Origin of the sequence: Caballeronia grimmiae, assembly GCF_022879615.1 — a bacterium.
GTDB classification, from domain to species: domain Bacteria; phylum Pseudomonadota; class Gammaproteobacteria; order Burkholderiales; family Burkholderiaceae; genus Caballeronia; species Caballeronia grimmiae.
The window spans coordinates 962,236-981,973 of sequence record NZ_CP084271.1; the positions used below are offsets into that span (position 1 = coordinate 962,236).

The following is a 19,738-nucleotide window of genomic DNA, read 5'->3' on the forward strand; positions in this document are numbered from 1 at the left end:
CGTTCATCCCAACGACGAAGGAGATGAATGATGAATCGCAAGTTCGCATCGATGCTGCTGGCCGCCACGATGATCACCGCGACCGGCGCCGTGCAGGCGAAGGGCTGTCTGGAAGGCGCGGCGGTAGGCGGCGTTGCGGGTCACGTGGCCGGCAAGCACGGCACGGCGGGCGCGGTCGGCGGCTGCGCGATCGGCCATCACGAAGCGAACAAGAAGGAGAAGAAGGCGCAGCAGGCCGCGGCAGCAAGCGCACCGGCAGCGAAGTAACACCCGGCAGGCCGCGCGGACCCATGCAGCGGGACCGCGCGGCCAACCGCTAAAATGGCCGGCAATTCGTGGCGCGAGCCTGGTACATGCGCCTGAGTCAACAGCCATCAAAGCGATCCCATGACAGCGCCCACGCATCTCACGCAACACTTCGCCTCCGACAATTACGCTGGCATCTGCCCCGAAGCGCTCGCCGCGCTCGTCGAGGCGAACACGAGCGGACACGAACCCGCTTATGGCGACGATTCGTGGACCGCACGCGTCTGCGACCGCATCCGCGACCTGTTCCAGACCGACTGCGAAGTGTTCTTCGTCTTCAACGGCACGGCGGCCAATTCGCTCGCGCTGGCGTCGCTGTGTCAGTCGTATCACTCGGTCATTTGCCACGAACTCGCGCATATCGAAACCGACGAATGCGGCGGCCCCGAGTTCTTCTCCGGCGGCTCGAAATTACTCACCGCGAAGGGCAAGAACGGCAAGCTGACGCCGGACGCCATCGAAGAGCTGGTGACGAAGCGCGCCGATATCCACTATCCGAAGCCCAAGGTCGTCGCGCTCACGCAGGCCACCGAAGTCGGCACGGTCTACACCGTCGAGGAAGTGCGCGCGATCGCGGCCATCGCGAAGCGCCGGCATCTGAAAGTCCACATGGACGGCGCGCGTTTCGCGAATGCGGTCGCGACGCTGAACGTGCATCCGTCGGAGATCACGTGGCGCGCGGGCGTCGACGTGCTCTGCTTCGGCGGCACGAAGAACGGCTTGCCGGTGGGCGAGGCGGTCGTGTTCTTCGACAAGGCGCTCGCCGCGGATTTCGCGTATCGCCTGAAGCAGGCGGGGCAGCTTGCTTCGAAGATGCGCTTCATCTCCGCGCCGTGGCTCGGTCTGCTCGATAACGACGTCTGGCTGCGCAACGCCCGCCATTCCAACGCGATGGCGCAACTGATGGCCGAGCGTCTCGCCGGTATCCCCGGCGTCAACGTGCTCTTCAAGCCGCAGTCGAACGCGGTGTTCGCGGAACTGCCACCGCAGGTTTCGGCGGGGCTGCGCGCGAAGGGCTGGCGGTTCTATCAGTTCATCGGCTCGGGCGGCTGCCGCCTGATGTGCGCATGGGACACGGCGCAAGAGACCGTCGAGCGTTTCACCGACGAAGTGCGCGCGCTCGCCGCGCGTTGACCGGCTCCACGCCGATACCCGATTGACACGCGCGCCGCGCGGCTCCTAACATGGCCGCACTATCCACCCTGCGTTAGGAATCGTCGCCCGCCATGGCCTTCATCTTCTATCTGACGCATATCCATCTCGGCTATGACTCGCTCGCGATGCTCCACAGCGAAGGCGAGCGCATCGGCATCAAGCGGCCGCTCGTCATCACGGACAAGGGCGTCGCGGCGGCGGGGCTGGCGGCGCGCGTCGTCGAAAGCGCGAAGCTCGGCGCGCTGCCCGTGTTCGACGATACCCCGTCGAATCCGACCGAAGCGATGGTCATGCAAGCCGCCGATCAATACAAACGCGAAGGCTGCGACGGTTTGATCGCGGTGGGCGGCGGATCGTCGATCGATCTGGCGAAGGGTGTCGCCATCGCGGCGACGCACGACGAGCCGCTCACCACGTACGCGACCATCGAAGGCGGCAGCGGCAAGATCACCGAGCGCGCCGCGCCGCTGATCGCGGTGCCGACCACATCGGGCACGGGCAGCGAAGTGGCGCGCGGCGCGATCATCATCCTGAACGACGGGCGCAAGCTCGGCTTTCACTCGTGGCATCTGCTGCCGAAGTCCGCGGTCTGCGATCCCGCGCTGACGCTCGGCTTGCCGCCCGGTCTGACGGCCGCGACCGGCATGGACGCGATCGCGCATTGCATCGAAACTTTTCTGGCGCCCGCGTTCAATCCGCCCGCCGATGGCATCGCGCTCGATGGCCTCGAGCGCGCCTGGGCCAACATCGAGCGCGCGACGCACGACGGTCAGGACCGCGACGCGCGTCTCAACATGATGTCCGCATCCATGCAGGGCGCGATGGCGTTTCAGAAGGGCCTCGGCTGCGTGCATTCGCTGTCGCATCCGCTGGGCGGCCTCGCGGTGAACGGGCGCACGTCGCTGCATCACGGCACGCTGAACGCGGTCGTGCTGCCGGCGGTGCTTCGCTTCAACGAAAGCGCGCCGACGGTGGTGGCCGAGCGGCGCTTCGCCCGCATGCGCCGCGTGATGAATCTCGCGGATGACGCCGATGTCGCGCAAGCCGTGCACGACATGACCGAGCGCCTCGGCCTGCCGACGCGTCTGTCGCAGATGGGCGTCGATGCGTCCATGTTCGACAAGGTCGTGAAGGGCGCGCTGGCGGATCACTGCCACAAGACGAATCCGCGCGAGGCGAGCGCCGAGGACTATCGGCGCATGCTGACGGAGTCGCTCTGAACGATGAACAAGCCGGTACGGACCACGCGGGCGGACTATCCGCACTTCCTGTCGATCAGCACGCGCTGGTCCGATAACGACGTCTACGGGCATGTGAACAACGTCGTCTATTACAGCTACTTCGATACCGTGGTGAACGAGTATTTGCTGCGCGCCGGCGTGCTCGATTTCAGCGAAGGCGAGACGATCGGGCTGGTCGTCGAGACGCGCTGCAACTTCTTCGCATCGGTCGTGTTTCCGCAGCGTATCGATGCAGGCTTGCGCATCGAAAATCTCGGCAATACGAGCGTGCGCTATGAAGTCGCGATTTTCGCCGAAGACTCGGAAGAAGCGGCGGCGCAAGGGCATTTCGTGCATGTGTACGTGAATCGCGTGACGCGCCGGCCGGTGCCGTTGCCCGCGCCGCTCGTCGCTGCGTTGAAGCCGCTCGTCCACGCTTGAGGGCTTCGTCTTGCTTCAGTGGTTCATCGTCAGCCTGCTCAACGGCGTGAGCGTCGGGCTGCTGCTTTTCATGCTGTCGGCGGGTCTTACGCTGATCTTTTCGATGCTCGGCGTGCTCAACTTCGCGCACGCGAGCGTCTATATGCTCGGCGCCTACGTGGCGCAGGCGCTCGCGGTTCATCTCGGCTACTGGGGCGCGCTCGTGATCGCGCCGGTCGTCGTGGGCGTGCTCGGCGCGGTCTTCGAGCGATACCTTCTCAGGCGCGTGCATCCGCGCGGCGCGCTCGCTGAACTGCTGCTGACTTTCGGCGCGGCGATAGTCATCGGCGAAGGCGTGAAGCTGATCTGGGGACTCGGCCCCGTGCCCGCGGCCGTTCCGCCTCTGCTCGATAGCCCGCTTTTCACGCTCTACGGCGCAGCGTTTCCGCGTTATCGCGTGTTCATGATGACGCTCTCGATCGCGATGCTCGCCGCGCTCGCCATTGCGCTGCGTCTCTCGAAGACGGGCCTCATCGTGCGCGCGGCATTGACGCATCCCGCCACCGTCGAAACGCTCGGCCACGACGTGCCGCGCATCTTCACGACGGTCTTCGCCGGCGGCTGCGCGCTGGCCGCGCTCGCAGGCGTGATCGGCGCGCCGCTCGCCGTCGTCGAACCCGCGATGGCCGATGCGATGGGGCCGATCGTGTTCGTCGTCGTCGTGATCGGCGGGATCGGATCGCTGGCGGGGGCGTTGATCGCATCGCTCGTGATCGGCTGCGTGCAGACGTTTTCGGTGGGATCGACGGCGTCGGCGGGGAGCATCGCGGCCTCGTTCGGATTGAGCTTGCCCGATGCGTGGGCGGCGCTGACCGTGGCGCAACTCGCGCCGGTGCTGCCCTATGCGCTGCTCGTCGCGATGCTAGCCGCGCGGCCGCATGGCTTGCTTGGCGAACGTGCAAGCGATGCTTAAGTTCATCGCGCTCATCGCGGCGCTCGCGCTGCCGCCGTTGTTCATCGATCAATCGTGGCTGCTCGCGTATCTCGCGCAGACGGCGACGCTCATCGTCTTCGCGCTCTCCTACAACCTCTTGCTCGGCGAAACCGGGCTGTTGTCGTTCGGCCATGCGGTCTATGCGGGACTCGGCGCGTTCGCCGCCGCGCACGCGTTCAATGCGTTCGGCGTGCCGTTGCCGCTGTTGCCTCTTGCCGGTGGATGCGCGGCTGCGCTCGTCGCCTTGCCGATCGGCGCGATTTCGACGCCACGCGCCGGCACGCCGTTCGCGATGATCACGCTCGGCATCGGCGAACTCGTCGCGGCCAGCGTGTGGCTCGTGCCGGGCTGGTTCGGCGGCGAAGCGGGCGTGACGATCGATCGGGCGAGCGGCCCTTCGTTGTTTGCGTGGACCTTCGGGCCGCTGCGGCAGGCGTACGCGCTGATCGCGTGCTGGTGCGTGGTGTCGTCGATCGCGATGTTCGCGTTCTCGCGCACGCCGATGTGCCGCCTGGCCAACGCCGTGCGCGACAACCCGGCCCGCGCGGCGGCGATCGGCTTCGCGCCGCGCGGCGTGCGCTTCAGAATGCTCGTCGTATCGGCGTTCTTCGCGGGCATCGCGGGCGTGCTGTCGCTGATCAATGTGGAACTGGTGTCGGCGGAAAGCGTCGGCCTCGCACGTTCGACCAGTGTGCTCGTGGCGACGGTGATCGGCGGGACGGCATCGTTCTTCGGGCCGGTGATCGGCGCGGTGCTGCTGACGTTCGTGAGCGTCGCGGTGGCGAGCGTGTCCGCCGCATGGCCGATGTACCTCGGGCTTCTATTCATGTGGGTGGTCGTGGCGTCGCCGGATGGCGTCGCCGGCTGCTTGGCGGGCGATGCGCGCACGGTCGCGCTTCGGCTGTTGAGCGCGCTTGCCTGGGGCGTGGCGGCGGTCGTCGCGATCGAAACGCTGTATGCGCGCGAAAACATGCCGCGCATGATGTGGCTCGTCGCGCTGCCGCTCGCGATGCTGGCCATGTGGCTCGCGCGACGGAGAGCCGCACGATGACCGCCGCGCTCGACCTACGCGGCGTCGTCAAACGCTTCGGCGCGACCGACGTTCTGCGCGGCGTCGATCTGCGCGTGGCGCAGGGCGAGCGGCACGCGATCATCGGTCCGAACGGCGCGGGCAAATCGACGCTCTTCGACGTGATCTCCGGACGCACGCGGCCCGACGAAGGACGCATCGTCGCGCGAGGCGTCGATATCACCGGGCGGCCACCGCAACGCGTGAGCCGCATGCTCGCCCGCAGCTTCCAGACGACGAGCGTGTTCGGCGGTCTCTCGGTGCTCGACAATCTGCGTTGCGCGGCGCTGGGCGCGAGTTCGTCGCGCGTGGTGGATCGCTGGCTGCATTCCCGGGCGATCGATGATCGCGCTCGCGCGATGCTCGATGCGATCGGCTTGTCTTCTCGCGCCGACGATGCCGCCGCGCGCCTCGCCTATGCGGAGCAGCGCGCGCTGGATCTCGGCATCGCGCTCGCCACCGACGCGCCGCTGATCCTGCTCGACGAGCCGACTGCGGGCATGAATCGCGCGGAGGCTGCCCGCGCACTCTCGTTGATTCGCTCGACGACGGAAGGCCGCACGCTGCTCGTCGTCGAACACGATATGGACGCGGTGTTCGCGCTCGCGGATCGCATTTCGGTGCTGGTGCGAGGCCGCGTGATTGCCTCGGATACGCCCGCCGCGATACGCCTGAACGCTGACGTGCAGGAAGCCTATCTCGGGGCCGCGCCATGAGCGAACTGCTGCACATCGACGGCTTGCGCGCGTGGTACGGCGCGGCGCAAGTGCTGCATGGCGTGCAACTTACGATACGCGAGGGCGAAGCGGTCGCGCTCGCAGGACGCAACGGATCGGGGCGTTCAACGCTCGCGAAGGCCATCATGGGCCTCGTGCGATGCGAGGGCGACATCCGCTTTCGCGGCGTGCCGCTCGTCGGCTTGCGTGCGTTTCGCATCGCACGGCTGGGTATCGGTTATGTGCCGGAAACGCGTGATGTCTTTCCGACGCTGAGCGTGCGCGAGAATCTCTCGCTCGGAGAAAGAAAGGGCGCGCGCTTCACGCTCGACGATGCGTACGGGCTCTTTCCGTCCTTGCTCGAACGCGCGACGGTGAAGGCAGGCGCGCTGTCGGGCGGCGAGCAGCAAATGCTCGCGCTGGCGCGCACGCTGATGGGTGATCCGGCGCTGATCGTCATCGACGAGCCGGGCGAAGGACTCGCGCCGCGTGTGATCGGGCAGGTGGCGCAGGCGCTGTTGACGCTGCGCTCGCGCGGTGTCGCGATGCTCCTGATCGAAGAACGCCTGACGATCGCGCGCGTGCTCGATGCGCGCGTCGCCGTGATGGGGCATGGCGCAGTGCAGTTCGATGGGCCGCTTACAGAACTGGCGCGTCGCGACGACGTGGTACGCGAGTGGCTCGCGGTGGGCTGATGCTCACTCTTTGGCATCTTTCTCCACGATCCACTCATGCTTCGGATCGTTCTTGAAGTGCCACGTGCGCTTCTCTCCCGCCATGACGTTGAGATAATAATTGTCGTAGCCATAAGGCACGACGACCGGATGATAGCCGCGCGGCACCATCACCACGTCGCGGTCCTCGACCGACATCGTCTCATCGAGATCGCGTTCATCGGTATAAACGCGCTGGAACGCGAAGCCTTGCGGCGGGTCCAGCCGATGGTAATACGTCTCTTCCAGCGCGCTCTCGGCCGGCACGTTGTCCCGGTCGTGCTTGTGCGGCGGATAACTCGATGCATGCCCGCCCGGCGTTCTCACTTCCACCACGAGCAGCGATTCGGCAGGCTCGGTCTGCGGAAGAATATCGCAGACGTAGCGCGTATTCGCGTGCTTGCCGCGCGTCGAGCGCGCCATCTGCGAAGGCGTGATGAGCCGCGGCGGATACACGCCCTTCGCCGGCGCGCTCGCCACGCCGATCTCCGATTCGCGCTCGGCCCGCACGATCGCGGCGAGCTTCGGCGGCACATAGACCGCATACGGCGCGGCATCCTCGAACACGCTGTCACGCGAGCCGATCGAGGGCCAATGCTCATCGCCGGCTTCGACGCTCACCGTGCCCGTCAACACGACGATGCAGCTTTCGCGGTCCGCGTCGTAGACATGAATGACGTCGCCCGCGTCGAGACGATACGCCGCGAAGCCGACGTGCTTCCAGCCCGCGGAATCCGGTGTGACGCGCGTGATGGTCTGCCCTTCACGCGATGCTTTCACTAGCAGGCTCATGCGGCCTCCTTCGAATTGTGCTGATGCGTTGCGTCGACGAGCCCGCGTAGCGTGCGGTATCCCTTTTCGGCATACGCACGGCTCGGCGCGATAACGGGGTCCTGCTCCGCTTCGACCACGAGCCAGCCGCGATAATCGTGCCTCGCCAGACACGCGACGATGCCCGCGTAATCCACTGCGCCATCGCCCGGCACCGTGAACGCGCCATTGATGACGGCATCGAGAAAGCTCCAGTTACGGTTGCGCGCGAGCTTCACGATCTCAGGGCGCACGTCCTTGCAATGCACATGGCATACGCGGGCGATATGCTTTTGCAGCGTCGTGACCGCATCGCCGCCGGCGAACGTAATATGGCCCGCGTCGAAGAGCAGGCCGACGGCGTCGCTCGTCGAAGCCATCAGGCGGTCCACGTCCGCGGGCGTTTCCACATATGCGCCCATGTGATGATGATAGGCGACGCGCACGCCCTTGGACAGCGTGTATTCGGCGAAGCGGTCGAGCCGCTCGGCGTATTCCGACCATTGCGTATCGGAGAAGAAGCGGGGCCGTTGATACAGCGGACGAGGCGCGCCTTGAATGGAATCCGCGACTTCCCCGTACACCATGACGGTCGCGCCGTTTTGCGCGAGCAGGTCGATATGGGGACCGGCGGCTTCGATCTCTTCCTGCGCGCTGCGTTGCGCAAGCCGGCCCGAATACCAGCCTGAAACAAGGGCTAAATCGTATTGCGCGAGCAGCGCCTTCAACGCTTGCGGTTCGCGCGGAAACTTGTTGCCGAGTTCGAAGCCTTCATAGCCGATCTCGCGGCCTTCGGTCAGCGCGACGGATAACGGCGTTTCGCCGCCGAGCGAGGGAAGGTCGTCGTTCATCCACGACAAGGGATTGATTCCGATGCGGACTTGCAGGGTCATGACGTGCGTCCTCGTCTAGTCGTCGTTGCCGTGGCGCGCACGGATCGCGCGTTCGTACTCGGCCCGCGCGGACACGACTGCATCGCGATCCGATACTTCCGGGACCGCGACTTCCCACCACCAGCCGCCTTCTTCTGTGATGCGGGCGGGATCGGTGTCGATGGAAATCAGATAGCTGCGGTCCGCCGCGCGCGCGCGTTTCATCGCCGCTTGCAGTTCGTCGATGCTGGCGACGTGCTCGGCCAGCGCGCCCATCGAACGGGCGTGCATCGCGAAGTCGATCGTAGGGATGCCTAATGAACCGTGCTTGCAATCGTCGAGCAGATTATTGAACGGAGCGCCGCCGCACGCCTGCTGCAAGCGATTGATGCAGCCATAGCCGCGATTGTCGAGCAGCACGACGATCAGCTTCGCACCCAGCATCACCGATGTGGCCAGCTCGCTGTTCATCATCAGATAGCTGCCGTCGCCGACGATCACGATGACTTCGCGTTCCGGCCGCGCGAGCTTGACGCCGACGCCGCCCGCGATTTCATAGCCCATGCACGAATAGCCGTATTCGACGTGATAGCCGCCCGGCGTGCTCGTGCGCCATAGCTTCTGCAGATCGGCGGGGAGCGTGCCCGCCGCACACACGACGATATCGTTCGCAGCCGACGCATCGTCCGAACGCTGTACGGCGCCGATGACGTCCGCCTCGCGCGGCAATGTCCCATCCGGCAGCGGCATGTTCGTCACGTGCGCGACGGTCTCGCGCCAGTCGTTCGCCGCGCGATGCGCGCGCGTCGTCCATTGCGGCGATGCGCGCCAGTCGCCGAGTGCTTGCGACAGCGCATCGAGTGCGAGGCGCGCATCGGCTTCGATCGCGGCGGCGTGCTGCTTGAGCGCATCGAATGGATTCGCGTTGATTGCGACGAGGCGTGCCTGCGTGAATAGCGTGTTCGATCCGGTCGTGAAGTCCTGCAAGCGCGTGCCGACGGCGAGCACGCAATCGCTCTCATGCGCCAGTTCGTTGGCCGCCGATGAACCCGTCACGCCGATGCCGCCCACGTTCAACGCATCGTCCCACGCGAGTGCGCCTTTGCCCGCCTGCGTTTCCGCGACAGGAATGCCGTGCCGGTGCGCGAAGTCACGCAGCGCGTCGCTGGCGAGGCCGTAAAGCACGCCGCCGCCCGATACGATCATCGGCTCGCGCGATTCACGCAGCATGGCGGCGGCGCGTTCGACTTCACGCGGCAGCGCAGCGGGCGAATGAAAGTCGACCGTGCGCGGCTCGAAGAACGAAGCGGGGTAATCGTAGGCCATCGCCTGCACGTCTTGCGGCAGCGCCAGCGTGACAGGACCGCACAGCGCGGCATCGGTCAGCACGCGAATCGCGCGCGGCAGAGCGCTCAGCAATTGCGCCGGATGAACGATGCGATCGAAGTATCGCGAGACCGCTTTCAGCGCATCGTTTGCGGATGATCCGCCATCCTGACTATCTTCTACTTGCTGCAGGACAGGATCGGGCGCACGCGAGACGAAGATATCGCCCGGCAACAGCAGCACCGGCAGGCGGTTCACATGTGCAAGGGCCGCCGCCGTCACGAGATTGGTCGCGCCGGGGCCGATGGACGTTGTCACCGCCATCATGCGGCGTCGCATATGCGCCTTCGCATAAGCAATCGCGCTGTGCGCCATCGCCTGTTCGTTGTGCGCGCGATACGTCGGCAATGCCTCGCGATGCCGATAAAGCGCCTCGCCCATGCCCGCGACATTGCCATGTCCGAAGATAGCGAACACGCCGCCGAATAGCGGCTCGCCGTTCTCCGTGCGCAACGCGGCGAGATAGCGCACGAGGGCTTGCGCAACGGTCAGTCTGACGACGTTCATGCGGCTTGCTCCTGAGTTCGTTCGATGGACGCCTGCGACGATGCCCGCGCGTCGCGCCATGCCGTAATCAGCGATTCGAAAGTGCGGCGCACGCGTGCGATGAGTTCGTGATCGTCGATGCCGCCCGTGAGCCACGCCTGGCTCGGTTCATGGAAGATGGTGCGGCCGACGGTGAATCCCTTGCACGTTTTCGACGATGCCGCCGCGATGAACCCCTCGCGCAACTGCTCGACGCCCGCCGACAAGCCGAGCAGCACGACGCCGCGGCAATACGGATCGCGCTCGGCGATGAGCGCATCGATGGCCTGCCATTGCGTCGCGCTCATCGGTTCGAGCTTCCACCACTCGGGGCATATCCCGAGGTTATAGAGGCGCTTCAACGCGCGGTAGACCGTATCGTCCTCGACGGGCGGCCCGTGCTTCGGCACGATCACTTCGAGCAGCAACTCGTGGCCGCTTGCCTGCACCGCGTCGTAGAGCGCGCGCAGTTGCGCTTCCTGTTCGAGCCGCACGTCATGCGGATGATCGGGGTGATAGTGAACGAGGCACTTCGCGACATGCTCGCGCGGCCATTCGATCAGCGTCGTGCCGACCGATCGTCCGTGGTCGAACACGAGCGGCATCGAACCCGGCAATTCGACCGGCCGGCCGATCCACCAGCCGCGTCCCGTCGCCGCGTTGAGCGCGTCCTGTCCGTAGCGGTCGTCGATCAACACGCCGATGCGGCCCGCCAGTCCGAGCTCGCTTTCGGTCTGCGCGACGGCATCGACGAACAGGCCCTTCAGCGTTGCGATGCGCGTTTCATCGACGCCCGCCTGCTGCGCAAGCTCGAAGAACTGGTTGCGATGATCGAACGCAAAACCCAGCACTTCGTCCCACTGTTTGCGCGCTGGACTCACGCGATGCAGCCGCGCGAGCGTTGCGTCCTTGTCGGGCCGGCGCATGCGCAGCGGATCTTCTTTTGCAGCAGCGAGGAAGTAATCGAGTTCGGCGGGCGTGGGCATCGCGGGCGCGCAGCCGTGTCGAGAGACGACGAGCGCGCCGCATGCGTTCGCCGCACGCGCGCAGGCTTCGAGCGGCTCGTCCCGCAGCCATCCGGAGAGGAAGCCTGAAGCGAACGCATCGCCTGCGCCGAGCACGTTCAGCACTTCCACTTCGACGCCGCCGTGAATCGGCGCATCGTCGATGGACGCCGGCGTCGCGCCTTCGATGATCGAGCAGCCGAGCGGCCCGCGTTTCACCACGAGCGTTGCGCTCGTCACCGCGCGGACCATCGCGAGGGCATCGATCAGACGATCCTTGCCGCCTGCAATGCGAAACTCTTCTTCGGTGCCGATCACGAGATCGAAGAGCGGCAGAATGCGCTGCAAATGTGCGGTCACGCCTTCGTTCGCCACGAAGCGCGTTTCGCCATCCGCCTTTCCGGTGAGACCCCAGAGCACGGGCCGATAGTCGATGTCGAGAATCGTGCGAACGTCATTGCGCCGTGCATGGTCGAGCGCGCGCCGGCTCGTGCGATTGACCTGCTCGGTCGAGAAGTGCGTGCCGGTGATGAGCAAGGCTTTCGATGACGCGATATACGCTTCATCGAAGTCGCTTTCATCGACAGCCATATCCGCGCAGTTCTCACGATAGAACACGAGCGGGAAGGTATCGCGGTCCTCGATGCCCAGCAGCACGAGCGCAGTGAGCCTGTCCTGATCGATGCGAACGTGGCTCACATCGCAGCCTTCGCGTTCGAGCGTCTCCGTGAGAAAGCGCCCCATGTGATCGTTGCCGACGCGCGCGAGCATCGACGATTGCAGCCCGAGCCGCGCGCATCCGAAGGCGATGTTCGCCGACGAGCCGCCCAGGTACTTCGCGAACGTGGACACGTCTTCGAGCCGCGCGCCGACCTGCTGCGCGTACAGATCGACGGCAAGACGGCCGAGACACACGATGTCGCGCGTCCGGTTCGTCGCGAAGCGTGATGGATAGTCTGTCGACATGGCTCGTGTCCTCATATCGTCGCGCCTTCGAGTTCGCTAATCATCGTCTGCATCTCGGCGCCGCCCGCCATCATGTCGAGCACTTCGTTCTTCGTGATGGTGTCCTTCGTGAACGTGCCCATCGAGCGGCCGCGATTGAGCAGCGTGAACGAATCGCCAATCGGATAAGCGTGATGCACGTTGTGCGTGATGAAGATCACCGAGATGCCTTTCTCGCGTGCCTTGTGAATGAGCTTCAGGACGTTGAAACTCTGCTTCACGCCGAGCGCGGCGGTCGGTTCGTCGAGGATCAGCACGCGTGCGCCGAAGTGGATCGCGCGGGCAATCGCGAGACATTGCTTCTCGCCGCCGGACATCGTGCCGATGGGTTGATGCGGATCGCGCACGTTGATGCCCATTTCCGCGAGCTTGGCGCGGGACGTTTCGGCGGCAAGATCCAGGTCCATCACGCTTAAGAGGCCGAAGCGCTTCTTCTGCGGTTCACGGCCCATGAAGAAGTTGCGCGCAACGGAAAGCAGCGGCACCAGTGCCAGATCCTGATACACGGTCGCGATGCCGAGATCGAGTGCTTCCTTCGGCGATTCGAAATGCACCGGCTTGCCATCGACGAGATATTCGCCGGAAGAGGGCGCATGCACGCCCGCCAGCGTTTTGATGAGCGTGGACTTGCCCGCGCCGTTATCGCCGAGCAGGCAGTGCACTTCGCCGCGCCGCAGGCGCAGCGTCACGCCGTTCAGTGCAATGACCTTGCCGAAGAACTTGCTGACGTTCTCCAGCGCGAGAATTTTGTCGTCGTTCATGGCGGTCGCCCTCATTGAGCCTGCGATACGCGACGGCGTACGTAGTGATTGAAGAGCACGGCAATCAGCAGCATCACGCCGAGGAATACGCGGAACCAGTCGGAACTCACGTTCGTATAGGTGATGCCGATCTGCACGACGCCAAAGATAAGCGCACCAAAACAAGCGCCGACGACCGAGCCGTAACCGCCCGTCAGCAGCGTGCCGCCGATCACCGCCGCGATGATGGCCTCGAACTCTTTCTGCAGGCCGCGATCGGCCGCCGCCGATCCGATATCGCACACTTGCAGGACCGCGAACAGGCACGAGCAGAACGCGGTGAGCACGAAGAGCGATATCTTCACGCGCTTGACCGGCACGCCGACGTTCTTCGCAGCATTCGCATCGCCGCCGACCGCGAGAATCCAGTTGCCGTAGCGCGTCTTCGCGAGCACGAATGCGCCGATCGCCGCGAGCGCGAACCACCACAGGATGACTTTCGGTATGCCGGGCACGAGCGGTTCGCCGCTATCGAGCAGGCTGCCGATGCCCATATGCGCGAGCCAGGTGAAGAAGCCATGCAGCGCGACGCCATGAAACAGCGTGTTGGCGAGCCAGTCCTTTTGAGCAAGATCGCCGACGCCCGAGATGATGGTGCGATCGGCGAACATGATCGAAAGCGCGAGCGTGAGGCCGCGCAGGATGAACAGAAACGCGAGCGTCACGATGAACGACGGCAGTCGGGTGCGCATCACGAGATAGCCGTTCAATGCGCCGAGCAGCATCGACGCGATGAACGCAAAGAGAATCGACAGCGATATCGGCCAATGAAAGTACACCGAGGGCAGCGCGACCATCATGCCGGCAAAGCCGATCATCGAGCCGATGGACAAGTCGAACTCGCCCGCGATCATCAGCAGACACGCACCGACCGCGAGCAAGCCGAGATAGGCGGCGACCTGCGACCAGTTCATCACGCCGTCGAGATTGAACATGCCCGACGATCCTGCGCCGAAGCCGAACACGAGGAATACGAGCACCGTTCCGGAAATCGCGGCGAATTCCGGGCGATTCAGCAAATGCCCGAACCACGATTGCTGGCGTACGCGTTCGTCCGACGGCTTGTCCTTGTCCGTCGCGGCATCGGCGTTGTCCTGCTGCGGGTTCGCGTGTGGGGGATAGTGCTTGCCGGCTACGCCCATGATGGCTCCTTGAAACATCAATGCAATGCAGTACCGATGCGTGCGTGCCTGCCGCGTCCTCGCATGGACGCAGCAGGAAATCCTGAGGGAGAAACGCGGGCGGCGGATGCCGCCGCCCGAAGAAGGTCAGCCGTGCATTAGCGATACTGCCCGGCGTACTTCACGACCTTGTCGAGATTTTCTTTGGTGATGAAACCCGGTCCCGAGCGAATGTTCTTCGGCCCATAGGAAGGCTGAAGGCCATACGTTTCGAGGCGCGCCTTGAACTTCGGGTTCGCTTCGAGAAGCTGGCGGATCTTCGCGGGATCGGTGGTGTGTTCCTTCTTCACGATGGCCAGCACCGCCACCGGAATATAGCCCTGCAAATACGGCTGCTGATCGATCGCGAACTTGATCGTGCCGTCCTTGATCGCCTTCGCGATGTCGTCGGAGAAGTCGAAGGTCACGAAATAGAGCTTGTTTTGCAGGCCCATTTGCGCCACGGCCTTGAGCGTCGCAGACGCGGGCGTCGGCCCGAGCGTGAGCACGGCTTGCGTGTCCGGATGATTGCGCAGATACGCCGATACCTTCGACTGAATCTCCGTCGGGTCCTGGCCTGAGTCGAGCGTGGCGGCCTTGTAGTCCGCACCGATGGCATCGGCGAAACCACGGCATCGATCGAACGAGACGGTGTTCGTCGCCAGATGGTTCACGCACAGGAACGACTTGATGCCGGCAGCCTTCGCCTTTTCACCCGCGGCCTTGCCCGCCACGTACTCCGGCTGGCCGATATGCATGATCGCGTTGAGCTGCGCGCTTTGCTCTTCTGTGCCGGAGTTGATCGTGACGAGCGGAATCTTCTTCGCCGTGACCTTGTTGATCGCGCTCTTCAGCACGTCGAAGTCCGCGATGGTGGTGATGACGCCGTCGTAATTGCGCGCGGCGGCCTGCTCGATCAGACGCGCCATATCCGCGATATCCCCATTCGGCGGATTGCGATAGTCGGTCTGCACGTTGAAGTCTTCGTCGGCCTGCTTGATCGAATTCTTGATGGTGTTCCACCACGAGTCGGAATCCGGCGCGTGGCTGATGAGCACGAACCTGGCGTCCGGCGCCGCCTGCGCGGGGGACGTCGTCAACAACGCGGCGCTGCATAACGCAGCAGCAGCCGCCAGCGCGCGCAGCGCGGCCCGACCGTTGCAAAGGGTCATTGTCTCCACCTATCTCGGTTGTTGTTCGGTGTGATCGTCCATGAGCCGATGCCTGCTTGCAGCCGATGAGTCGATGAAACGGTGCATCGTGCTCACGAGCGAGATTAGGTCAGTTTTTGGCGGTCTGCAATAGGTATTTCATCGGTGCGACAAATGGAAAATGCATTCCAATTTGCTTGCCGCCTTCCTATAATCGCTTCCACCGGGGCTCACTTCGAGCGCCGACGAAGCGAGCCTTTCATGCAGGACGAAACCAGCACCGACGTTCCTGGCGTCGACGAACTGATGCAACGGATCACCGATGCCTACGATTCGCTGCCGCGCCAGTTGAAGAGCGTGGCGACGTATATCGAGCAGCATCGCCCTAGCGTGATGATGGATCGCACGAGCGACATCGCGGCGTCCTGCGGCGTGCATCCGTCGGCGGTCGTGCGCTTTGCGCAGCGCTTCGGTTTCTCGGGCTTCTCGGATTTGCAGGCGGTGTTCCGGCAGGCGTACGCGGGCGGCAATGCGTCGCAGAGTTATCAGCAGCGCATTCGCAGGCTGATCGACGAGAAGGCGGGCGAGGCTTCGGGCGTGTCGGTGGCGCGCGAGTTCATCGCGGCGAGCCGTGCGGGACTCGTCGAACTCGAAGCCGGCCTCGACGATGCGCAGTTCGAAGCCGCCGTCGAAATGCTGCAGCAGGCGGAGAACATCTACGTCGTCGGCGTGCGCCGCTCGTTCGCGGTGGCGAGCTATATCGTCTATGCGCTCGGCCATACGAAGAAGCGCGTGCATCTGGTGTCGGGCATCGGCGGGATGATTCACGAACAGATTCGCAGCGTAAAAAAGGGCGATGTCGTGATCGCGATCAGCTTCGCGCCCTACGGCAAGGAGACGCAGTATTGCGTGCGCGCGGCCCAGCATCATGGCGCGAGGACGCTCGTCATCACCGATAGTCAGCTTTCGCCGCTCGCGCGTCATGCGAGCGCCAGTCTGTTCGTGAAGGAGGGCAGCGCGTTTGCGTTTCGCTCGCTCACGAGCACCATCTGCCTGTGCCAGGCGCTCTTCGTCGCGCTCGCGTACCGGCTCGAATTGAACGTCGAAGAATCCAGGGAGACAAGCGGCTATGACGATTGACGTGGCGGTGTTTGGGGCGGGGCGCATCGGGAAGATTCATGCGGCGAATCTGGCGCGGCAGCAGGGCGTGCGGCTCAGGTATGTCGTCGATGTGAACCGCGATGCGGCGGCCGCGCTGGCGGCGCAATACGGCGCACAGGTCGCTGATGTGGACGGCGCAATGGGCGATGCGTCCGTCGGCGCGACTGTCATTTGTTCCAGCACTGATACGCATGCCGAACTAATCCTGGCGTCGGCGGCGCAGAAGAAACATGTGTTCTGCGAGAAGCCCGTCGATCTCACGGTGGAGCGTGCGCGGGCATGCGCGGATGCGGTGGCGCGCGCGGGCGTCGTTTGCATGATCGGTTTTCAGCGGCGCTTCGACCCGACCTTCTCGGCGTTGAAGGCGCGCGTCGATGCGGGCGAAATTGGCGATCCGGAAATGCTGATCGTGACGAGCCGCGATCCGGGCGCGCCGCCTGTCGACTACATCAGGCATTCGGGCGGCATCTTCAAGGACATGCTGATTCACGACTTCGACATTTTCCGCTGGATGCTCGACGACGAAGCCGACACGCTGCACGCGACGGGCAGCGTGCTGTCCGATCCTGCCATCGCCGAAGCGGGCGATATCGACTCGACCGCCGTCACGATCCGCACCAGGCGCGGGCGGCTGTGTCAGATCAACACGGCGCGGCGTGCGGCATACGGTTACGACCAGCGCTTCGAGCTGCTCGGCAGCGCGGGCATGCTGCAGGCGGGCAACGTGCGGCCGACCGAAGTCACCGCGTACTCGAAGACGGCCGTATCGTGCGACGTGCCCGAGGCGTTCTTTCTGGAGCGATACCGTGCGGCGTATGCGCTGGAAATCGCGCATTTCTTCGATGCCGTCGAGCACGGCAAGCCGGTGCGAACGACCGTCGCCGACGGCGTGAAGGCGCTCGAGCTTGCGGAAGCCGCGACGCTTTCGTGGCGCGAGAAGCGCGTCGTTCATCTCGGCGAGCACGCGGCATGAACCCGGTGCGCGTGGGTATCGTCGGGCTCGGGAGACTCGGGCGGCGGCATGCGGAGAATCTCGCGTGGCACGTGCCGGGCGCGCGGCTCGTCGCGGCGTGCAGCCCGCTGCCGGAAGAGCGCGAGTGGGCCAAGGCGCATTTCCCCGATACCGCGCTTCATGCGGATTACGACGCGCTGCTCGCCGATGCATCGGTCGATGCGGTGTGGCTCGTCACGCCGACATCGCTGCACGCGACGCAGATCATCGCCGCGCTGGAGGCGGGCAAGCACGTGTTCTGCGAGAAGCCGCTGTCGCTCGATCTCGCGGAGTGCGATCGCGTGATCGAGGTGCATGTGCGTCATGCGCATCTGCATGTGATGATCGGCTTCGTGCGGCGCTTCGACGCGAGTTATCGCGATGCATTCGACAGTATTGCGAAGGGTGCAATCGGGCGGCCTTTCATGGTGCGCTCGCAGACTTGCGACAAGAACGACCCCGATGGCTTCTTCGTGCGTTTCGCGCCAACGTCAGGCGGGCTGTTTCTAGACTGCAGCGTGCACGACGTCGATCTTGCGCGGTGGCTGCTCGGCAATCCACGAGCGACGCGCGTAATGGCAAGCGGGACGATCGCGATCCACGAGGGCTTGCGGGAATGCGGCGATATCGATAACGGCGTGGGCATCGTCGAATTCGACGATGGCCGGCTCGCCGTGTTCTACGCGTCGCGCACGATGGCGCACGGACACGATACGCAAACCGAAGTGATCGGCACGGCGGGGGCGTTGTCGGTGGGAAAGAATCCGCGCTTGAACCGCGTGGAGCTTGCGGATCAGTACGGCGTTCGCAACGCTTGCACGCCGACGTTTTTCGAGCGCTTTGAAGATGCGTTTCTGCGCGAGGCGCAAGCGTTCGTGGCTTGGGTTAGCGGTGGCAAGCCGACGGGGCTGACGCTCGAAGATGCGCGAGAGGCGACGCGGATCGGGATTGCGTTGCGCGAGGCGTGTGCGTCGGGGCGCCCGGTGGATCTTTAACCTCTGCGCTAAAATCGATCTTTTCGCAGCGCTCAATCACCCAGGCACACGGAAGGTTCAATCGCGATGGAAGTTCACAAGGAAGTCGACGCGCGCGGGCTCAACTGCCCGTTGCCGATTCTGCGCGCCAAGAAGGCGCTCGCCGACATGACGAGCGGCCAGATTCTCAAAGTGCTGGCTACCGATCCCGGATCGCAGCGCGATTTCGCAGCCTTCGCCAGACAGACCGGCAACGAGATCGTTGAGGCAACGTCGCAGGACAAGACCTTCGTCTTTCTCATGCGTCGCCGCTAGATTCGAAGGCTATAAAGCAAAATGCCCGTCACGATCGTGACGGGCATTTTTTTATGCTGCGAACGAGGGCGTTTTAGCCTTCGAGAATCGGCGAACGCGTACGCAGATATTCTTCGAAGTCCTTCGCCACTTCCGGATGACGCAGCGCGAATTCCACCGTCGCTTTCAGATAGCCCAGCTTGCTGCCGCAGTCGAAGCGCGTGCCGTGATACTTGTACGCCAGCACTTGCTCATCCGACAGCAGCGATTGGATCGCGTCCGTCAGTTGCAATTCGCCGCCCGCACCCGGCTTCACCGCGCGAATGTGGTCGAAAATGCGCGGCTTCAGCACATAGCGGCCAACCACGCCGAGATTCGACGGCGCAACAGCAGGCTCCGGCTTCTCGACGATGCCCGACAGCTTCACGATGTTGTCTTCCCACTCCTTGCCGTCGATGATTCCGTACGACTTGGTTTCCTGCGGCGGAATCTCTTCAACGCCGATGACCGAGCTGTGATAGTGGTCGAACACTTCGATCATCTGCGTCAGCACGGGCGGCTTGCCGTACAGCAAGTCGTCCGCGAGGATCACGGCGAACGGGTTGTCGCCGACGAGCTTTTCGGCGCACAGCACCGCGTGACCGAGACCCAGCGCTTCGGCCTGACGCACATAGAAACAATCGACATGACTCGGCTTGATGCTGCGCACGAGTTCGAGCAGCTTTTCCTTGCCGCGTGCCTCGAGCTCGGCTTCGATCTCATATGACTTGTCGAAGTGATCTTCGATGGCGCGCTTGCTGCGGCCCGTCACGAAGATCATTTCGGTGATGCCGGCGGCCATGGCTTCTTCAACCGCATATTGAATCAGCGGCTTGTCGACGACCGGCAGCATTTCCTTCGGGCTGGCCTTGGTCGCGGGCAGAAACCGCGTACCGAGACCCGCGACCGGGAAAACTGCTTTGGTAACTTTTAGCATGTGATAACCCTGATCCTGTTAATCATCTGGAACATC

Annotated in this window: 20 protein-coding genes; 12 read left to right on the plus strand and 8 right to left on the minus strand. The window is 64.2% G+C overall.

Annotation, left to right across the window (positions count from 1 at the left end):
• Positions 1-30 precede the first annotated feature (30 nt).
• The 8 genes from LDZ21_RS04600 to LDZ21_RS04635 all read left to right on the plus strand — a co-directional run bounded on the left by LDZ21_RS04600 (position 31) and on the right by LDZ21_RS04635 (position 6,575).
• The gene (locus LDZ21_RS04600) at positions 31-267 is read left to right on the plus strand and encodes a hypothetical protein (protein ID WP_035959839.1); all 237 of its coding nucleotides are present in this window, start codon (positions 31-33) and stop codon (positions 265-267) included.
• Positions 268-387: 120 nt separating this feature from the next.
• Positions 388-1,440: a threonine aldolase family protein gene (locus LDZ21_RS04605; RefSeq protein ID WP_244794399.1), complete on the plus strand. Its 1,053-nt coding sequence runs from the start codon at positions 388-390 to the stop codon at positions 1,438-1,440.
• Between the two features lie 92 nt (positions 1,441-1,532).
• Positions 1,533-2,681: a 4-hydroxybutyrate dehydrogenase gene (locus LDZ21_RS04610; RefSeq protein WP_244794400.1), complete on the plus strand. Its 1,149-nt coding sequence runs from the start codon at positions 1,533-1,535 to the stop codon at positions 2,679-2,681.
• 3 nt (positions 2,682-2,684) lie between these two features.
• Positions 2,685-3,122 carry an acyl-CoA thioesterase gene (locus tag LDZ21_RS04615; protein WP_244794401.1) on the plus strand — a complete coding sequence of 146 codons (438 nt, stop codon included), beginning with the start codon at positions 2,685-2,687 and terminating at the stop codon, positions 3,120-3,122.
• Between the two features lie 70 nt (positions 3,123-3,192).
• Complete coding sequence (locus LDZ21_RS04620; protein ID WP_244794763.1) at positions 3,193-4,074, plus strand: branched-chain amino acid ABC transporter permease; 882 nt, start codon at positions 3,193-3,195, stop codon at positions 4,072-4,074.
• Complete coding sequence (locus tag LDZ21_RS04625; RefSeq protein ID WP_244794402.1) at positions 4,067-5,146, plus strand: branched-chain amino acid ABC transporter permease; 1,080 nt, start codon at positions 4,067-4,069, stop codon at positions 5,144-5,146. Before LDZ21_RS04620 ends, LDZ21_RS04625 begins: the two co-directional genes overlap by 8 nt.
• Entirely contained in the window at positions 5,143-5,880 is a 738-nt protein-coding gene (locus LDZ21_RS04630; protein ID WP_244794403.1) for an ABC transporter ATP-binding protein, read from the plus strand. Before LDZ21_RS04625 ends, LDZ21_RS04630 begins: the two co-directional genes overlap by 4 nt.
• Positions 5,877-6,575 (plus strand): ABC transporter ATP-binding protein, encoded by a 699-nt coding sequence (locus LDZ21_RS04635; RefSeq protein WP_244794404.1) that lies wholly within the window; start codon positions 5,877-5,879, stop codon positions 6,573-6,575. The genes LDZ21_RS04630 and LDZ21_RS04635 overlap by 4 nt, the downstream gene beginning before the upstream one ends.
• A gap of 3 nt (positions 6,576-6,578) precedes the next feature.
• Here LDZ21_RS04635 and iolB read toward each other — a convergent pair whose 3' ends face one another.
• From iolB to LDZ21_RS04670, 7 genes are all read right to left on the minus strand, one after another.
• Positions 6,579-7,385 (minus strand): 5-deoxy-glucuronate isomerase, encoded by an 807-nt coding sequence (iolB, locus tag LDZ21_RS04640; RefSeq protein ID WP_244794405.1) that lies wholly within the window; start codon positions 7,383-7,385, stop codon positions 6,579-6,581.
• The gene (iolE, locus tag LDZ21_RS04645) at positions 7,382-8,296 is read right to left on the minus strand and encodes a myo-inosose-2 dehydratase (RefSeq protein ID WP_244794406.1); all 915 of its coding nucleotides are present in this window, start codon (positions 8,294-8,296) and stop codon (positions 7,382-7,384) included. Before iolE ends, iolB begins: the two co-directional genes overlap by 4 nt.
• A 15-nt stretch (positions 8,297-8,311) precedes the next feature.
• Entirely contained in the window at positions 8,312-10,168 is a 1,857-nt protein-coding gene (gene iolD / locus LDZ21_RS04650) for a 3D-(3,5/4)-trihydroxycyclohexane-1,2-dione acylhydrolase (decyclizing) (RefSeq protein WP_244794407.1), read from the minus strand.
• Positions 10,165-12,156 carry a bifunctional 5-dehydro-2-deoxygluconokinase/5-dehydro-2-deoxyphosphogluconate aldolase gene (locus LDZ21_RS04655; RefSeq protein WP_244794408.1) on the minus strand — a complete coding sequence of 664 codons (1,992 nt, stop codon included), beginning with the start codon at positions 12,154-12,156 and terminating at the stop codon, positions 10,165-10,167. Before LDZ21_RS04655 ends, iolD begins: the two co-directional genes overlap by 4 nt.
• An 11-nt stretch (positions 12,157-12,167) precedes the next feature.
• On the minus strand, positions 12,168-12,956 hold the full coding sequence (locus LDZ21_RS04660) for an ATP-binding cassette domain-containing protein (RefSeq protein ID WP_244794409.1): 789 nt from the start codon (positions 12,954-12,956) through the stop codon (positions 12,168-12,170).
• A gap of 11 nt (positions 12,957-12,967) precedes the next feature.
• Positions 12,968-14,137 (minus strand): ABC transporter permease, encoded by a 1,170-nt coding sequence (locus tag LDZ21_RS04665; protein ID WP_244794410.1) that lies wholly within the window; start codon positions 14,135-14,137, stop codon positions 12,968-12,970.
• 137 nt (positions 14,138-14,274) lie between these two features.
• Complete coding sequence (locus tag LDZ21_RS04670; protein ID WP_035959501.1) at positions 14,275-15,327, minus strand: sugar ABC transporter substrate-binding protein; 1,053 nt, start codon at positions 15,325-15,327, stop codon at positions 14,275-14,277.
• A 240-nt stretch (positions 15,328-15,567) separates the two neighbouring features.
• Between LDZ21_RS04670 and LDZ21_RS04675 the strand changes: the two genes are divergently transcribed.
• From LDZ21_RS04675 to LDZ21_RS04690, 4 genes are all read left to right on the plus strand, one after another.
• The gene (locus LDZ21_RS04675; RefSeq protein WP_244794411.1) at positions 15,568-16,446 is read left to right on the plus strand and encodes a MurR/RpiR family transcriptional regulator; all 879 of its coding nucleotides are present in this window, start codon (positions 15,568-15,570) and stop codon (positions 16,444-16,446) included.
• Positions 16,436-17,440, plus strand: a complete 1,005-nt coding sequence (gene iolG / locus LDZ21_RS04680) for an inositol 2-dehydrogenase (protein ID WP_244794412.1) — start codon at positions 16,436-16,438, stop codon at positions 17,438-17,440. The genes LDZ21_RS04675 and iolG overlap by 11 nt, the downstream gene beginning before the upstream one ends.
• Complete coding sequence (locus LDZ21_RS04685; RefSeq protein WP_244794413.1) at positions 17,437-18,453, plus strand: Gfo/Idh/MocA family oxidoreductase; 1,017 nt, start codon at positions 17,437-17,439, stop codon at positions 18,451-18,453. The genes iolG and LDZ21_RS04685 overlap by 4 nt, the downstream gene beginning before the upstream one ends.
• A gap of 66 nt (positions 18,454-18,519) precedes the next feature.
• Positions 18,520-18,747, plus strand: a complete 228-nt coding sequence (locus LDZ21_RS04690; RefSeq protein ID WP_035959497.1) for a sulfurtransferase TusA family protein — start codon at positions 18,520-18,522, stop codon at positions 18,745-18,747.
• A gap of 73 nt (positions 18,748-18,820) precedes the next feature.
• On the opposite strand, the gene galU is transcribed toward LDZ21_RS04690, so the two are convergent.
• Positions 18,821-19,702, minus strand: coding sequence for a UTP--glucose-1-phosphate uridylyltransferase GalU (gene galU, locus LDZ21_RS04695; RefSeq protein ID WP_035959495.1), 882 nt, complete (start codon positions 19,700-19,702; stop codon positions 18,821-18,823).
• Positions 19,703-19,738 lie beyond the last annotated feature (36 nt).

Coding starts and splice junctions, on each gene's coding strand:
- LDZ21_RS04600 (WP_035959839.1), top strand. CDS start 31: ATGAATCGCAAGTTCGCATCGATGCTGCTGGCCGCCACGATGATCACC.
- LDZ21_RS04605 (WP_244794399.1), top strand. CDS start 388: ATGACAGCGCCCACGCATCTCACGCAACACTTCGCCTCCGACAATTAC.
- LDZ21_RS04610 (WP_244794400.1), top strand. CDS start 1,533: ATGGCCTTCATCTTCTATCTGACGCATATCCATCTCGGCTATGACTCG.
- LDZ21_RS04615 (WP_244794401.1), top strand. CDS start 2,685: ATGAACAAGCCGGTACGGACCACGCGGGCGGACTATCCGCACTTCCTG.
- LDZ21_RS04620 (WP_244794763.1), top strand. CDS start 3,193: ATGCTGTCGGCGGGTCTTACGCTGATCTTTTCGATGCTCGGCGTGCTC.
- LDZ21_RS04625 (WP_244794402.1), top strand. CDS start 4,067: ATGCTTAAGTTCATCGCGCTCATCGCGGCGCTCGCGCTGCCGCCGTTG.
- LDZ21_RS04630 (WP_244794403.1), top strand. CDS start 5,143: ATGACCGCCGCGCTCGACCTACGCGGCGTCGTCAAACGCTTCGGCGCG.
- LDZ21_RS04635 (WP_244794404.1), top strand. CDS start 5,877: ATGAGCGAACTGCTGCACATCGACGGCTTGCGCGCGTGGTACGGCGCG.
- iolB (WP_244794405.1), bottom strand. CDS start 7,385: ATGAGCCTGCTAGTGAAAGCATCGCGTGAAGGGCAGACCATCACGCGC.
- iolE (WP_244794406.1), bottom strand. CDS start 8,296: ATGACCCTGCAAGTCCGCATCGGAATCAATCCCTTGTCGTGGATGAAC.
- iolD (WP_244794407.1), bottom strand. CDS start 10,168: ATGAACGTCGTCAGACTGACCGTTGCGCAAGCCCTCGTGCGCTATCTC.
- LDZ21_RS04655 (WP_244794408.1), bottom strand. CDS start 12,156: ATGTCGACAGACTATCCATCACGCTTCGCGACGAACCGGACGCGCGAC.
- LDZ21_RS04660 (WP_244794409.1), bottom strand. CDS start 12,956: ATGAACGACGACAAAATTCTCGCGCTGGAGAACGTCAGCAAGTTCTTC.
- LDZ21_RS04665 (WP_244794410.1), bottom strand. CDS start 14,137: ATGGGCGTAGCCGGCAAGCACTATCCCCCACACGCGAACCCGCAGCAG.
- LDZ21_RS04670 (WP_035959501.1), bottom strand. CDS start 15,327: ATGACCCTTTGCAACGGTCGGGCCGCGCTGCGCGCGCTGGCGGCTGCT.
- LDZ21_RS04675 (WP_244794411.1), top strand. CDS start 15,568: ATGCAGGACGAAACCAGCACCGACGTTCCTGGCGTCGACGAACTGATG.
- iolG (WP_244794412.1), top strand. CDS start 16,436: ATGACGATTGACGTGGCGGTGTTTGGGGCGGGGCGCATCGGGAAGATT.
- LDZ21_RS04685 (WP_244794413.1), top strand. CDS start 17,437: ATGAACCCGGTGCGCGTGGGTATCGTCGGGCTCGGGAGACTCGGGCGG.
- LDZ21_RS04690 (WP_035959497.1), top strand. CDS start 18,520: ATGGAAGTTCACAAGGAAGTCGACGCGCGCGGGCTCAACTGCCCGTTG.
- galU (WP_035959495.1), bottom strand. CDS start 19,702: ATGCTAAAAGTTACCAAAGCAGTTTTCCCGGTCGCGGGTCTCGGTACG.